The 13376-nt window shown below is 67.7% G+C and carries 12 protein-coding genes; 5 read left to right on the forward strand and 7 right to left on the reverse strand.

From position 1 onward, the window contains the following. Positions 1–24: 24 nt before the first annotated feature. The 3 genes from ACK41C_RS14350 to ACK41C_RS14360 form a co-directional block, all read right to left on the reverse strand. Complete coding sequence (locus ACK41C_RS14350; protein WP_409655629.1) at positions 25–2793, reverse strand: M16 family metallopeptidase; 2769 nt, start codon at positions 2791–2793, stop codon at positions 25–27. Positions 2794–2933: 140 nt separating this feature from the next. Then, entirely contained in the window at positions 2934–4052 is a 1119-nt protein-coding gene (locus tag ACK41C_RS14355) for a DUF3667 domain-containing protein (protein ID WP_409655632.1), read from the reverse strand. Between the two features lie 69 nt (positions 4053–4121). Then, positions 4122–5087 (reverse strand): magnesium and cobalt transport protein CorA, encoded by a 966-nt coding sequence (locus ACK41C_RS14360; protein WP_409655635.1) that lies wholly within the window; start codon positions 5085–5087, stop codon positions 4122–4124. Positions 5088–5202: 115 nt separating this feature from the next. Here ACK41C_RS14360 and ACK41C_RS14365 point away from each other — a divergent pair, with 115 nt between their 5' ends. Continuing rightward, positions 5203–6489 (forward strand): DUF2254 domain-containing protein, encoded by a 1287-nt coding sequence (locus tag ACK41C_RS14365; protein WP_409655638.1) that lies wholly within the window; start codon positions 5203–5205, stop codon positions 6487–6489. On the opposite strand, the gene ACK41C_RS14370 is transcribed toward ACK41C_RS14365, so the two are convergent. Then, positions 6447–7175, reverse strand: a complete 729-nt coding sequence (locus ACK41C_RS14370; RefSeq protein WP_409655641.1) for an ion transporter — start codon at positions 7173–7175, stop codon at positions 6447–6449. The genes ACK41C_RS14365 and ACK41C_RS14370 overlap by 43 nt on opposite strands. Before the next feature lie 76 nt (positions 7176–7251). Between ACK41C_RS14370 and ACK41C_RS14375 the strand changes: the two genes are divergently transcribed. Next, the gene (locus ACK41C_RS14375) at positions 7252–7731 is read left to right on the forward strand and encodes a DUF421 domain-containing protein (protein WP_409655644.1); all 480 of its coding nucleotides are present in this window, start codon (positions 7252–7254) and stop codon (positions 7729–7731) included. Here the strand turns inward: ACK41C_RS14375 and ACK41C_RS14380 are convergent. Further along, entirely contained in the window at positions 7721–8326 is a 606-nt protein-coding gene (locus tag ACK41C_RS14380; protein ID WP_409655646.1) for a 2-hydroxychromene-2-carboxylate isomerase, read from the reverse strand. The two genes, ACK41C_RS14375 and ACK41C_RS14380, sit on opposite strands and share 11 nt — an antisense overlap. 13 nt (positions 8327–8339) lie before the next feature. Next, positions 8340–9068 (reverse strand): SDR family NAD(P)-dependent oxidoreductase, encoded by a 729-nt coding sequence (locus tag ACK41C_RS14385; RefSeq protein WP_409655648.1) that lies wholly within the window; start codon positions 9066–9068, stop codon positions 8340–8342. Between the two features lie 91 nt (positions 9069–9159). On the opposite strand from ACK41C_RS14385, the gene ACK41C_RS14390 reads away from it, so the two are divergent. Beyond that, positions 9160–9603, forward strand: a complete 444-nt coding sequence (locus tag ACK41C_RS14390; RefSeq protein WP_409655651.1) for a winged helix-turn-helix transcriptional regulator — start codon at positions 9160–9162, stop codon at positions 9601–9603. Positions 9604–9925: 322 nt separating this feature from the next. On the opposite strand, the gene ACK41C_RS14395 is transcribed toward ACK41C_RS14390, so the two are convergent. Beyond that, entirely contained in the window at positions 9926–12031 is a 2106-nt protein-coding gene (locus ACK41C_RS14395) for a prolyl oligopeptidase family serine peptidase (RefSeq protein WP_409655653.1), read from the reverse strand. Positions 12032–12098: 67 nt separating this feature from the next. Between ACK41C_RS14395 and ACK41C_RS14400 the strand changes: the two genes are divergently transcribed. Together ACK41C_RS14400 and ACK41C_RS14405 are read left to right on the forward strand one after the other, a co-directional pair. Next, positions 12099–12506 carry a globin domain-containing protein gene (locus tag ACK41C_RS14400; protein WP_409655654.1) on the forward strand — a complete coding sequence of 136 codons (408 nt, stop codon included), beginning with the start codon at positions 12099–12101 and terminating at the stop codon, positions 12504–12506. A gap of 64 nt (positions 12507–12570) precedes the next feature. Further along, a complete protein-coding gene (locus tag ACK41C_RS14405) occupies positions 12571–13350 on the forward strand; it encodes a thioesterase family protein (RefSeq protein WP_409655656.1) in 780 nt (259 codons plus the stop codon). The last annotated feature ends 26 nt before the right edge of the window (positions 13351–13376 follow it).

A 13376-nucleotide genomic window follows, 5' to 3' on the forward strand; every position in this document is an offset into this window, starting at 1 on the left:
CCGCGGAGGCTGCGGCCCATCCCCTCAGACGGGATTGCCGTCGGCGTCGATCACCCGGATCTCGCCGAGGTTGAGCTCGCGCAGGCCCTTTTCGATCTTCGCCCGGTCGCCGACCACGATCCAGACCGGGTTCGGGTCGGCGAGCAGGGGCGCGCCGGCCTCCGTCGCCGCCTCGGGATCCAACGCCCGGATCTTCTCCGCATAGGTCGAGAAGTAGTCGTCCGGCAGCTCGAAGGTCACCAGCTCCGACAGCGACTCCGTCACCGCCGCGGCGGCTTCCCAACGGCCGGAGAGGCCGAGCGTCAGGTCGCTCTGGGCGGCGGCCAGTTCGGCCGGCGTGATCCGGCGGTCCTTCAGGATCTCGCGCATCTCCTTGGCCAGCTCGACCATGGATTCCTTGGTCTTGTCGGTCTGGACCGGCGCCTGGGCGCGGAAGGTGCGCGGGCCGCGCTGGGCCGACAGCATCGATCGCGCGCCATAGGACCAGTGCTTGTCCTCGCGCAGGTTCATGTTGATGCGGCTGGTGAAGGAGCCGCCGAACACGTTGTTGAAGGCGTCCAACCCGATCTGGCTTTCGGCCGTGCGCGGCGGGGCCGTCGTCGCCGCGACGATCACCGACTGCACCGAATCCGGCCGGTCGACCAGATAGATCACCGGCCGCGACCGCGTGGTCGGATCCGGGATCGCAATGCGGCCGGTTTCGCCCGGCGCCCAGCCGGCGAGCGCCGTCTCAAGCTTCGGCGTCAGCTCGGCCAGCGTCACGTCGCCGACGACGATCAGGGTCGCATTGTTCGGCCGGAACCAGCGCCGATGGAATTCCGCCACCGCGTTGCGGTCGACGGCGGCCAGGGATTCTTCGGTGGCCAGTCGGCCGTAGGGATGGTCCGGCCCATACAGCAGCGGTCCGACCACGCGGTTGGCGATCTGCTGCGGATCGCGCTTGGCCCGCTGGATGGCGGCGATCTGCAGGGCCTTCTGGCGCTCGAAGTCCGCCGGGCGGAAGGCGGGATTGCGGATCACGTCGCCGAAGATGTCGAGGCCGGCGTCGAGCGTCGGCTTCAGCAGGCTCATCTGCACGCCGGACGTCTCGCCCCCGCCGAAGGCGTTGAGGGTGGCGCCCAGGCGCGAGAGCTCGTCCGACAGCGCCAAGGCGTCGCGCTTCGTCGTGCCTTCGTCGAGCAGGCTGACCGCAAGGCTCCCGACGCCCGCCGGCTCGCCGGCGAAATCCGGCCCATAGCCGGTGTCCACCATGAGGCGCAGGTTGACCATCGGTAAATCGCGGCGCTCCACCAGCATCACCCGCAGGCCGTTGGACAGCGTCGCCCGCTGCACCGCCGGGAACACCGCCGGCGCCACCTCGCCCGCCGCCGGCACGGCGGAGCGGTCGGCCTTTGCGGAGGAGGCCGCATAGGCCGGGAAGGGCAGGGTTGTGAGGGTGTAGGATCCGTCGCTCAGCCAGCGCTGGCCGGCGGCCCGCACCTCGGCGGAGGTCGCGGCGCGAACCTGGGCCAGCACCGTCTTCCAGGCGTCGGGGTCTCCGAGGAAGGTCTGGTGGCGGGCCAGGATGTCGGACTTGCCGCCGAAGCCGCCGACCCGCTCCAGGCCCCGCACCGTGGCGGCGATCCGGCGGGTGCGGGCCTTTTCGACCTCCGAGGCGGTGGGACCCTGCGCCAGCATCTTGCCCAGTTCCTCTTCGACGATCGCTTCGATCCGGGCGATGTCGGCGTCGGGCTTGCCGGTCACCTGGATCCAGAATCGCCCGGCGATCTCGTTCAACTCCGGCCCGGCGCTGACGTCGGTGGCGATCTGTTCGTCGAAGACCAGCCGCTTGTAGAGCCTTGACGTCTTGTCGCCGGCCAGGGCGTCGCCCAGCACCTCCAGCATCGTGCCGTCACGATCGCCGTACTGTGGGATATTCCACACCTTCACGAGGCGCGGAGCGGCCACGCGGTCGTAGGCGACCTCCCGCTGGGCCCCCGAGCGCTTGGCGATCCAGACCTTCGGGTGCGCCACGGGCGGCCCCGGGGGGATCTCGCCGAAGTACTTCTCGACCTTCGCCTTGGCTTCCTCCGGCGAGATATCGCCGGCCAGGACGATCACCGCGTTGGAGGCGCCGTAATAGGTGCGGAACCATTCCCGCGCGTCTTCCAGGGTGGCGGCGTCGAGGTCCTCCATCGAGCCGATCACCGTATGGCCGTAGGGGTGCTCCTCGGGATAGGTCGCCTTGGTGACCAGGTTGAAGGTCTGGCCGTAGGGCTGGTTCTCGCCCTGACGCTTCTCGTTCTGCACCACGCCGCGCTGCTCTGTGAGCTTGGCCTCGTCCACCGCGCCCAGCAAATGACCCATCCGATCGCTCTCCAGCCACAGGATGGTGTCCAGCGCCTCCTTCGGCACGTTCTGGAAATAGTTGGTGCGGTCGAGGTTGGTGGTGCCGTTGAGGTTGGTGGCGCCGATCTTCTGGGTCGCCTTGAAGTAGTCGTCGTTGAAGTTCTCCGAGCCGTTGAACATCAGGTGCTCGAAGAGGTGCGCGAAGCCCGAGCGTCCGCGCGGCTCGTTCTTGGAGCCCACGTGATACCAGATGTTTACCGCCACGATCGGGGCCTTGCGGTCCTCGTGGACGATCAGGGTCAAGCCGTTGTTCAGCACGTAGCGGGTGTAGGAAATGTCGAGCGGCAGCTCGGCCACCGCCTTGCTGGCGGCCTTCACCTGGGCGGGCTGGGCCTGGGCGTAGGCGGGCGCTGCGAGCGCCACGGCCGCCGCGGCGGAGGCGGCAAGCAGGGTCTTGAACATCATCGGGCGTATTCCCCCTGGATAGCGGACGGCGAGGGCGCGAAGCCCTAGCGCATTGGTTGGATTGTCGGCGGCGCGCATCCGCGCCCCTCCCATGGGGAATGTGTCGCACACCCGCGCAGGTGGTGGAAGCGCAGGCCGGTTCAGCCGGTCAGGCCGAGCATGATGATCGCGGTGACGAAGAACGAAAGCGCGATGGAGGAGAAGATCAGGAGCAGCACCGTTCGCCAAAGGGTGGAGAAGACCGAGAGGCTGTAGGCGCCCTTCACCTGGGCGAACATGTGGACGGGCACGATGAAGGGGATCGCGGTGAGCAATAGGCCGAAGGTCAGGTCGCTGACCCGGCTGGCGATCGCGCTGGCCATCATCAGCAAGGCCACGAAGGTCAGCGAATAGAGGACGAAGACCCCGTGGTCGTAGAGGGTGAAGCCTCGCTTCCACAGGAACAGGATCGCCACGAAGGGGATCGAGATCGGGATCAGCAGGAAGGAGAATTTGTAGAAGGTCTGCTGGATCTTGTAGAGCGCCAGTTCGGGGTTCTCGAGCTTCTTCTTGAGCTTCTTGTCGAGATCGGGATTGCCCGTGTTCACCTTGAGTTGGCCGGAGATCGCCGCCTCTCGTAGTTCCTGCGCCCAGCCCGAGGTCACCAGGCGCATGTCCGGCGCCGTGGGGTTGGCCTGCATGGCGGCGTTCGCTTGTTCCAGCTCCTTGCGCGCGGCCCTGACTTCCGCCTCCAGCTCACGCCGCCGGGCGGCCGATTCTGTGTCGTCGCCCTTTGGGGCGTTCCCCAGCGCCACTTCCGCCTGGGTCACGGCGTTGGCGGCGCGGAACAGCATCGTGCCGGACGCCGCCTGGCGTTCGGCGGGGGTCGCCTGCGTCTCCGGCGCCACCGGCATGAAGCTCAGCAGCATGAACATGACGAAGACGGTGAACAGGAACATCGCCAGCGGCGAGACGTAGCGGGTCCGCTTGCCCAGCACCCACTCCCGCGTCAGCTTGCCGGGATTGAGGAACAGCAGGGGCAGGGTGCGCCACATCCGGCTGTCGAAGTGCATCACCCCGTGCAGGATCTCCTCGAACAGGTGCAGCAGGGTGCGGTGCACGTGGGTGGGCTGGCCGCACTCGTGGCAGAACCGGCCGTGGGTCTGCGCCCCGCAGTCGCTGCAGGCATGATGCGCTTCGCCTGCCTGACCGGCCGGCTTCTCGATCGCCGCCCCTACCAGCCCGCCCGTGACGGCCACGCCCGCCGCGTCGATGTCCATGCCGCCTCGCGCCCCTGAGGTGTGTGTGACGCGAGTGTTACCCCCGTTCGGGGCGCGGGCAAATGGCGGCTAGAGCCACCTGGAGCGCTTGAACCGCATGTAGAGATAGCCGCACAGCACGCCGATGGCGGTCAGCACCGCGAAATAGCCGTAGCGCCAGCGCAGCTCCGGCATGACGTCGAAGTTCATGCCGTAGATCCCGGCGACGGCGGTCGGCACCGCCAGGATGGCGGCCCAGGCCGCGAGCTTGCGGGTGATGGCGCTCTGGCGCTGCTGCTCCAGAAGGTTGCTGACTTCGAAGACCGAAGCCAAGGTCTCGCGAAGGCCGTCGACCCGACTGATCACCCGGCGGACGTGATCTGAGACATTGCGGAAATAGGGCCGGGTCTCGGCGTCGATGCAGGGCAGCTCCAGGCGTTCGAGCCGGCTCGCGACCTCCTCCATCGGGCCAAGGATGCGCCGGAACCGGATGAGCTGGCGGCGCAGGTTGAAGATGCGCGCCACTTCCGCGCGGGAGAGGAATGTGTCGAGCGCGCGCTGCTCCATCTCCAGCACCGCTTCCTCGATGGACTCCACGATGGGCTGATAGCCGTCCACCACGAAGTCGAGGATGGCGTGCAGCACATAGTCGGCGCCGTGTCGCAGCAGGGCCGGCGAGGCTTCGAGCTGAGCGCGAAGCTGGGTGTGGGCCCGAGCCGAGCCGTGCCGGACCGTGACGACGTACTTGCGGCCGACGAAGACGTGGGTCTCGCCATAGACGATCCGCTCCTCGGCCAGGTCGGCTGTGCGCGCCACGGCGAACAGTTCCGAGCCATAGATCTCGACCTTCGGCATCTGATGGGCGGAAAGGGCGTCCTCAACCGCCAGCGGATGCAGGCCGAACCGCTCCTCAAGCGTCCGAAGCTCCGCCTCGTCCGGCTCGAACAGCCCGATCCAGACGAACTCGTCAGGTCCCAGCTCGAGACCTCCGGGATCGAGGGAGGCTTCGCGCACCCGAACGCCGTCTCTGTACACGTAGGCGGCAACGACGCTCATGCCATCTCCGACTGGTCTGCGATCCGAGTGGGACTGTTAACGGGGTCCAGGATGAAGGCAACGACGCGGACGGAGCGGGCGACGCATCTGCGCGTTGGGAGCGCCGGAGGCTAGTTTGCCAAGTCTGCTGTTCCGATTGCTGCAACTCTCCCGGCGCCTTTGGGTCACGGCGGCGCTGTACAGCGCCCTGGGCCTGGCCGCGGCCTTGGCGGCAGCCCAGTTCGGTCACTTGGTTCCAAGCGACTTCCCGCTCAAGCTCGGCTCCGACGCCGTCGACGACATCCTGACGATCCTGGCGAGCAGCATGCTCGCCGTCGCCACCTTCTCCTTGACCACGCTCGTCACCGCCTACACGGCGGTGGTGAGCAACATCTCGCCCAGGGCGGGGCCGTTGATCGTGGCTGATGGACCGGTGCGCAGTTCGCTCGCCACGTTCGTGGGAGCCTTCATCTACAGCATCGTCGGGATCATCGCTCTCCACACGGAATATTACGGCTCCGAGGGCCGTGTGATTCTATTCTTCGTCACGCTGCTGGTCCTCTGCCTGGTCATCGCCGCCATGTTGAGGTGGATCGGCCAACTCTCCAGCCTCGGCCAGGCCAGAGACATCATATCCCGGGTCGCCGCCGCGGCTTCGCATGCGCTGGCCAGCCGACCGATCATGCTGGCCCATTGCGCAAAGGACGAGTCGCCGCCCAAGGACGCAAGGGTGCTCGTGGCCGAGCGGGTGGGCTACGTTCAGAACATCGATCTGAAAGGCTTGGATGGGATCGCTCAGAAGGAAGGGTTCACGGTGCGCCTGGCCGTGCTCCCTGGCTCCTTCGTCAACGCGGCGACGCCGCTCCTATGGCTTGAGGGTCCGGAGCTCAGCACGCGATGCGCGGCGGCCCTCCGCGGCAAGATCACCGTCGGGTCGCACCGGACTTTCGAGCAGGATCCTCGTTATGGCCTCACCGTCCTTGGCGAGATCGCCGCGCGCGGTTTGTCCAGCGGCGTAAACGACGCCGGCCTCGCGCGGGAGGTCGCGTCGCAAGCCGCCGCCCTGTTCGCCGAATACGGCGAGGCGGCGACTGCAAAAGCGCAGCCCTGTCAGAACGTGGTTCTCCCGCAGCTCGATCCATACGGCCTGCTGTGCGACGTCTTCGAGCCGATTGCCCGCTTTGGAGCGGGCGACCCGACGCTGCACGGACAATTGCAGGAAGCGCTGCTTGCGCTTTCAGTCTCGCGGGATCCCCGACTGTCTACGGCCGCAGGGCGGCTCTCGGACCTCGCGCTAAGCTATGCGAAGGATCGGCTCGCCCGCCGCGAGGACATCCGAGCCGCCGTCGAGGCCGCGCAGCCGGTGCGTCGGCGCGCGTCTCAAGTCCGGCGCAGATCCTTCCGCAGCGCCTCGACTTCCTGACGCAGCGCTTCTACGTCGTCGCGGGTGGCGTGCCGGCTTTCCTGGTCCCGGCCGACGAAGAAACTGGCCAAGGCTGCGGCGACGTAGCCGAAAACGGCGAAGGCGTAGATCGAGAGGATCAGGGCCAAGAGGCGCCCCTCCGGCGTCGCAGGCCAGGATTGGGATCCCATGGTGGTGAGGATCATGGCGGTCCACCACAGGGCGTCGCCAAAGGTCGAGAAGGCTTCGCCGTTGGGGCCTCCCGCCTCGAACGTGCGCATGCCCAAGGCGCCGAGCACGCAGACGACCATGGTAAGCGCCGCCACGTATCCGAACCCGCGCTGTTCCATAGACCGTCGCAGGGCGTTCATACTGCGGTTCGCGCCGGCGACGACCCGCAGCAGAGTGGCTCCACGGGCGAACCGGAGCACGCGCGCGATCCGGAACAGGCGCATGGCCGGCAGAACGAGAGCGGCCATGGTGAGCAGGTTCTGCGCTATGAAGCTCAGCTTGTGCGGCGCCAAGGCCAGGCGCAGCCCGAATTCGAGAATGAAGACGCCCCAGATGACCAGGCTAAGGGTCTGAAGGATCCGGGGCAGACCCCAGGCGAGTTCCACCACAAGCAGCGCCAGCCAAAGGGCGCTCAGCGCCAACATCGGCTTCTCGATCCAGGCTTCCAGATCGCGGAGCAGCTTCAGGCGGAGCACGTCGCGACGCATTTCCAAGTAACCGCCACGGCCGCCTTGCGTTCAGTCCTGAGGGTGGATGAGCGGGTGAGAGGCCATGGATCCGCAGATGTTCTTCGACGGCTGGAGCGGTCCGCTCCGGATCCTCATTGTGGGCGTCGCGGCCTATGTCGCCTTGATTCTCATGCTGCGGATTTCCGGCAAGAGGACGCTCTCGAAGCTGAACGCCTTCGACTTCGTGGTCACCGTCGCCCTCGGTTCGACCCTCGCTAGCGTCATCACCTCCGACGACCTGCCGCTGACCCAGGGCGTCACGGCGTTGGGCCTGCTGGTGGCCCTCCAGTTCGTGGTCACCTGGAGTTCCGTGCGGTGGAAGGCTCTCAATCGGCTGGTCAAATCGGAGCCGCGCCTGTTGCTTCGGGCAGGAGAGCCGCTCTCGCAGGCGCTGCGGCATGAGCGCGTCACGGAAGACGAACTGCTGGCGGCCGTCCGCGACCGCGGCGGCCGGGATCTCTCCGACGCGGAGGCGATCGTACTGGAGTCGGACGGAAGCCTGACCGCCCTACTCAAGCGGTAGACAGCTCCTCCTCCACCTGACCCAGGCGCTCCTTGCCGAAGAACATCTCCTCGCCGACGAAGAAGGTCGGGATGCCGAAGGCGCCCCTGGCGGCGGCGGCTTCCGTGTTGGCCATCAGTTCGGCCTTCACTTCGGGGTCCTGAGTCTTCTCGAGGATCGCTTTGGCATCGAGGCCGGCCTGGGTCAGCACCTCGGCGACGATCTCCGGATCGTCCATCTTGCGCCCGTCTTCCCACATGGCGGCGAGCACCGCCTGCAGGTAGGGCGTTTCCACCCCTAGCCGGCGCGCGGCGACGAGGCCGCGCATGATCAGCAGGGTGTTGACCGGGAAGTGCGGGTTGAACTGGAATTTCGACAGGCCGTGGCGCGCGATGAAGCGCTGGGTCTCCTTGGCCTCATAGGCCATTTTGCCCTGGATTCCGCCGAAGGCCACCATCGGGGCCTGGTTGCCGGTGATCTTGAAGAGACCGCCCAGCAGGCAGGGGACCAGCTCCACCTCGGCGCCCGTGCGCCGGGCGATCTCCGGCAGGACCTGCCAGGCCAGATAGGCGTTCGGGCTGCCGAAATCGAAGATGAACTCGACGGTCTTGGTCATGGGCTCTCCTCCCTCACCAGGCTTCGGACCAGGGGCGCAGGTCCAGTTCGTGCGTCCAGGCCGAGCGATGCTGGCGATGCAGCCAGACATAGTTCTGGGCGATCTCCTCCGGCTTCAGGATGGCGTCGCGGGCCAGGCGCTCTTCCCGGTCGGGGATGTTCTCGCGGGCGAAGACGCCATCGATGGCGCCGTCCACCACCACGTGGGCGACGTGGATCCCTTGCGGGCCCACTTCCTTGGCCAGAGCCTGGGCCACCGCGCGCAGGCCTTGCTTGGCGGCGGAAAAGGCCGAGAACCCCTGGCGTCCGCGTAAGGACGCCGAGGCGCCAGTGAACAGGATGGCGCCGCGGCCGCGCGGCAGCATGGCTTTGGCCGCCTCCCGTCCGGTGAGGAAGCCGGCGAAGCAGGCCATTTCCCAGACCTTGGTGAAGACGCGGCTGGTGGTCTCGACCGTCTCGAAGCGCACGTTCGCCCCGATGTTGAAGACGACGACCTCCAGCGGCCCCACCTCACGCTCGATCTTTCCGAAGAGGGCGGTCATCTCCTCCTCCGAGCGGGCGTCGACGCCGAAGGCCCGGGCCTTGCCGTCGGCCTCCCGGATCGAGGCGGCGAGGGCCTCCAGCTGTTCCAGGTGACGCGCGCGCCGGGTGACGCAGACCTCCAGGCCCTCGGCTGCGAACGCTCTCGCAATGGCGCCGCCGACGCCGTCTCCCGCCCCGATCACCAGACAGACGCCCGACATGGCCCGCTCCTGTAAGTTTATTTTCTAAACGGACTATGGTATAGAATCTGGACGCACGTCAATCTGCCTTCCGACACCCAGGAGACGGCGCATGAAGTGGGAAGATCTGGCCGCCCAGCCCTGTTCGATGGCGCGATCCACCGCCGTGATCGGGGATCGCTGGACCCTGATGATCCTGCGCGACTGCTTCCTGGGGGTGCGCCGGTTCGAAGCCTTCCAGCAGCGGCTCGGCATCTCGCGCACCATCATCGCCGACCGGCTGAAGCTCCTGGTCGAGGAGGGGGTGCTGAGGCGCGTCCCCTATCAGGAGAGCCCGACGCGTCACGAATACCGGCTGACCGAGAAGGGGCTGGAGCTGCATCCGGCGATGATGGCCCTCGTCGCCTGGGGCGACCGCCACTACGCCGACGAGCGAGGTCCGCCCATGCTCCACCGCCACAAGGCCTGCGGCTGCGACTTCCGTCCCATGCAGGTGTGCTCCGAATGCGGCGAGCCGGTCACCGCGCGGGAGGTGGAGACGCGGCCGGGGTTTTGAATCCTAGGATGTCGCCTCCTCCGGCAGCGCTATTGTATCCGCCATCTTCCTCTCCCGCCTGCGGGAGAGGACAGGCCGAAGGCCAGGTGAGGCCTCGCGGCCGAAGGCCGCGAGGGCGGCGGAGCCGCTGGCGCCGACAGGCGCCAACATCAGGCGCTGCAGCTTTTCGCGCCGCCTCGCGCCGCCCGCCTGACGGCGGCCCCGGCTGCGCCTCGCCCTCACCCGTCCTTCGGACACCCTCTCCCGCCTAGCGGGAGAGGGAATAGGCGCGGCTGGCGCCACGTGCGACAGTTGTCTCCCGGTGGCGGGATCGGCGCTTGAATCAATCCATCAGCCGCTGGGTCAGGTAGGTGAATTCCAGGGCTTGGCGCTTTGCGGTTTCGTTGAGGTTGGCCGCCGCCGCGTGGCCGCCGTCGATGTTCTCATAGTAGAGGTAGTCGTAGCCGAGTTCCTTCAGGCGCGCGGCGGCCTTGCGGGCGTGGGCGGGATGCACCCGGTCGTCCTTGGTCGAGGTTTCCAGGAACACCAGCGGATAGTCCTTGCCCGCCGCCAGCTTCTGGTAGGGCGAGTAGGTGTCGATCACCTTGCGCTCTTCCGGATTGGCCGGATCGCCATATTCGCCGACCCAGGAGGCGCCCGCGCCGATGTGGGTGTAGCCGATCATGTCGAACAGCGGCACCTGAATGACCACGGCGTTGTAGAGCTCCGGGCGCTGGGTGAGGGCCACGCCCATCAGCAGGCCGCCGTTGGAGCCCCCCATGATCCCCAGCTTCTTGGGGCTGGTGATCTTTCGCGAGATCAGGTCCTCGGAGACGGCGAAGAAGTCGTCATAGACCCGCTGCCGGTTCAGCTTCAGGCCTTGCTCGTGCCAGCGCGGGCCGAACTCCCCGCCGCCGCGGATGTTGGCCACCACATAGACCCCGCCGCGCTCCAGCCAGAGCTTGCCCACCGCGCCGGAATAGGCCGGCGTCATCGACACCTGGAAGCCGCCATAGGCGTAGAGCAGGGTGGGGGCGGTTCCGTCGAACTTCAGGTCCTTCGGCCGCACGACGAAATAGGGCACCCCGGTTCCGTCCTTCGAGGTGGCCCAGAACTGCTCCACCACATGCCGGGAAGCGTCGAACCGCTCAGGCATGGTGCGCAGCACCTCGCTCGCGCCCGTGCCGGCGTCCGCCAGCACCTGGGTCGAAGGCGTCAGATAGCCGGTTACGGTCAGCATCAGCCGGTCGTCGCGGTCCGACGCCGAGGCCACGCCCACCGAAACCTCGCCGGGCAGGTCGAGCTTCTTCGAGCGCCAGCCTTGCGGGCCGTGCTCGAAGGCCAGAACCTGGCCCTTCACGTCCTCGTAGAGCGCCACGACCAGCCGGTTGCGGGTGGTGGCCACCTGTTCGATCGACTGCCGTTCGGTGGGCCGCAGGACCAGCGTCGCTGTCGCCTTGGCCGCATCGGCCTTCACCGCGGCGAGATCGAAGGCGACGAGGTCGCCGGACTTCAGGCCGCGCTCGGCCCAGTCCTGTTCCAGGCTCAGCAGCATCTGGCCGTCGATCAGGCCCTGCACCGAAGACTTCAGCGGGAAGGGCAGCTTCACCGGCCCGGCGTCGGTCAGCAGGTAGGTCTCGGCGTTGAAGGTGTCGAGCGGGCGATGGATCAGCACCGCCTGCAGCCGCCCGTCGGCGTCGCGCAAGGTGTAGGGCGACACGCCATAGCCGCCGTCGTCGCGCCGCCCGCGGAAGACTTCCTGCGCATCGGCCAGGGCCTGGCCGCGCTTGAGCAGCTTCACCACGAACGGATAGCCCGACGTGGTCATCTCCCCCGGCGCCCACTCGGTGGCGACGGCCAGCGTGTCGGCGTCGATCCATGTCACGCGGTGCTTGCCCTCGGGCAGCTTGAACCCGCCGACGAACTTGCCCGCCTGGGTGTCGAACTCGCGGACCTCGACGGCGTCCTTGCCGCCATTGGAGAGGGAGACGAGGCAGAGCCGGTCGTCAGGCGCCAGGCAGTCGACGCCCTTCCAGACCCAGTTGGCGTTCTCGGCCTTGGCGAGCGCGTCGAGATCCAGGATCGTGCGCCATTCCGGCGCGCCCGCCCGATAGCTCTCCAGGCTCGTGGCGCGCCAGATCCCCCGCACGTGGTCGGCGTCCTGCCAGTAGTTGCGCAAGGTACCGTCGCCGGCGAAGCCCACCATCGGGATGCGGTCCTTGGCCGTGGCGATGGCCAGGGCCTGGGCGTGCAGCTCCGCATAGCGCGGATCGTTCTGCAGGCGCGGAAGGGAGCGCTCGTTCTCCGCCCGGGCGAAGGCCAGGGCGCGCTCCCCTTCGATCTCCTCGAGATGGACGTAGGGATCGGTCGGGTCGGGCAGGGCGGCGGCGGGGAGGGCGGTGGAGGCGGTGATGGCGATACTCGCAAGCAGACTGGCGCTGAAACGCATGGACTAGGGATCTCGATGTGGTGTGTGCTTGGCGGCAAGTCACCATGGGCCGCAGCGTGAGGGCAAGATGGCCGATCGCCATTTGATCGAATGGACCCTGGAGCGGGTCGCCGAACGCTGGGGCGATCCCACCGGCAAGGTCTATGAGCGCCTGTTCGCCCAGAGCCCGGACATGGAGCGCCTGTTCGTGATGGACGACCAGGGCTCGGCGCGAGGCAACATGCTGGCCAACGTCTTCGAAGTGCTGCTCGACCTGGCCGGCCCCAGGGCCTACGGCGCCAACATGGTGCGGGCGGAGGTGGTCAATCACGAGGGCCTGGGCGTGCCGCCGCGGGTCTTCGCCTCTTTCTTCGGCACGGTGCGCGACGTGCTGCGCGACCTGCTCGCCGAGGAGTGGTCTGCGGAGGTCGACGGCGCCTGGCGCGAGGTGCTGGCGGAGCTGGAAGGGCTGGTCGGCGAGAACGCCGCGGCCTGAAGCCCAGTCCCAAAGGCCAAGCTCCTCGCCTGGCGGGCGGGAATCCGGCATGGTCCGCGCCGCCATGACAAACGAACCTTTTTTCAGACGCGACGGGGATCATTACATCCCCAACCCATCCAGCCGCGGCCCGTGGAATCCGCAGTCCCTGCACGGGCGGGTGATCATCGGCCTGCTGGGCTACGAGCTGGAGCGCAAGCACGGCGATCCGGACTTCATCCCGGCCCGGCTGACCGTCGACATGTACCGGCTTCCAGGCTTCGACCCGATCGAGGTGAGGACGCAGGTGGTCCGCGAGGGCGGCCGCATCCGCGTCGTGGACGCCGAGTTCATCTCAGGCGGGGTCAGCATGGGCCGGGCGACGAGCCAGTTCCTGCGCCGCACCGAAACCCCGCCAGGCGACGTGTGGAAGCCGCCTCTCTGGACCGCGCCCAAGCCCGCCGACATCCCCGAGCCGCAGGACCCGCGGGCCGGCATGGGGGGCATGTGGAAGACCAAGCCGATCACCGGCGGCTTCGGAACCCCCGGCCAGCGCCGAATCTGGATGGCCGAGGTGCGCGAGCTGGTCGAAGGCTCGCCGCTGACGCCCTTCACGCGCGTCGCCGTGGCCTGCGACTTCGCCAGCCCCTTCGCCAACGCCTCCAGCGAAGGCCTCGCCTACATCAATTCCGATGTGACGCTTTACCTGCACCGCCTGCCTGAGACGGAGTGGATCGGGTTCGAGACCATCAACCACCAGGCCACCGACGGCGTCGCCATCGGCGAATGCTTCCTCTACGACGAGCAGGGTTCCATCGGTTCGGCGGCGGTGGCGGCCCTCGCCCAGCGGCGGCCCAATCGCTGACACACTCGACATCGGCGGGCGGCGGA

It is taken from the genome of Phenylobacterium sp. (assembly GCF_046290725.1).
Lineage (GTDB): Bacteria > Pseudomonadota > Alphaproteobacteria > Caulobacterales > Caulobacteraceae > Phenylobacterium.

Bases quoted from the DNA above. Each gene is read 5' to 3' on its own strand.
- ACK41C_RS14350 (WP_409655629.1), bottom strand. From the start codon at position 2,793: ATGATGTTCAAGACCCTGCTTGCCGCCTCCGCCGCGGCGGCCGTGGCG.
- ACK41C_RS14355 (WP_409655632.1), bottom strand. From the start codon at position 4,052: ATGGACATCGACGCGGCGGGCGTGGCCGTCACGGGCGGGCTGGTAGGG.
- ACK41C_RS14360 (WP_409655635.1), bottom strand. From the start codon at position 5,087: ATGAGCGTCGTTGCCGCCTACGTGTACAGAGACGGCGTTCGGGTGCGC.
- ACK41C_RS14375 (WP_409655644.1), top strand. From the start codon at position 7,252: ATGGATCCGCAGATGTTCTTCGACGGCTGGAGCGGTCCGCTCCGGATC.
- ACK41C_RS14380 (WP_409655646.1), bottom strand. From the start codon at position 8,326: ATGACCAAGACCGTCGAGTTCATCTTCGATTTCGGCAGCCCGAACGCC.
- ACK41C_RS14385 (WP_409655648.1), bottom strand. From the start codon at position 9,068: ATGTCGGGCGTCTGTCTGGTGATCGGGGCGGGAGACGGCGTCGGCGGC.
- ACK41C_RS14390 (WP_409655651.1), top strand. From the start codon at position 9,160: ATGAAGTGGGAAGATCTGGCCGCCCAGCCCTGTTCGATGGCGCGATCC.
- ACK41C_RS14395 (WP_409655653.1), bottom strand. From the start codon at position 12,031: ATGCGTTTCAGCGCCAGTCTGCTTGCGAGTATCGCCATCACCGCCTCC.
- ACK41C_RS14400 (WP_409655654.1), top strand. From the start codon at position 12,099: ATGGCCGATCGCCATTTGATCGAATGGACCCTGGAGCGGGTCGCCGAA.
- ACK41C_RS14405 (WP_409655656.1), top strand. From the start codon at position 12,571: ATGACAAACGAACCTTTTTTCAGACGCGACGGGGATCATTACATCCCC.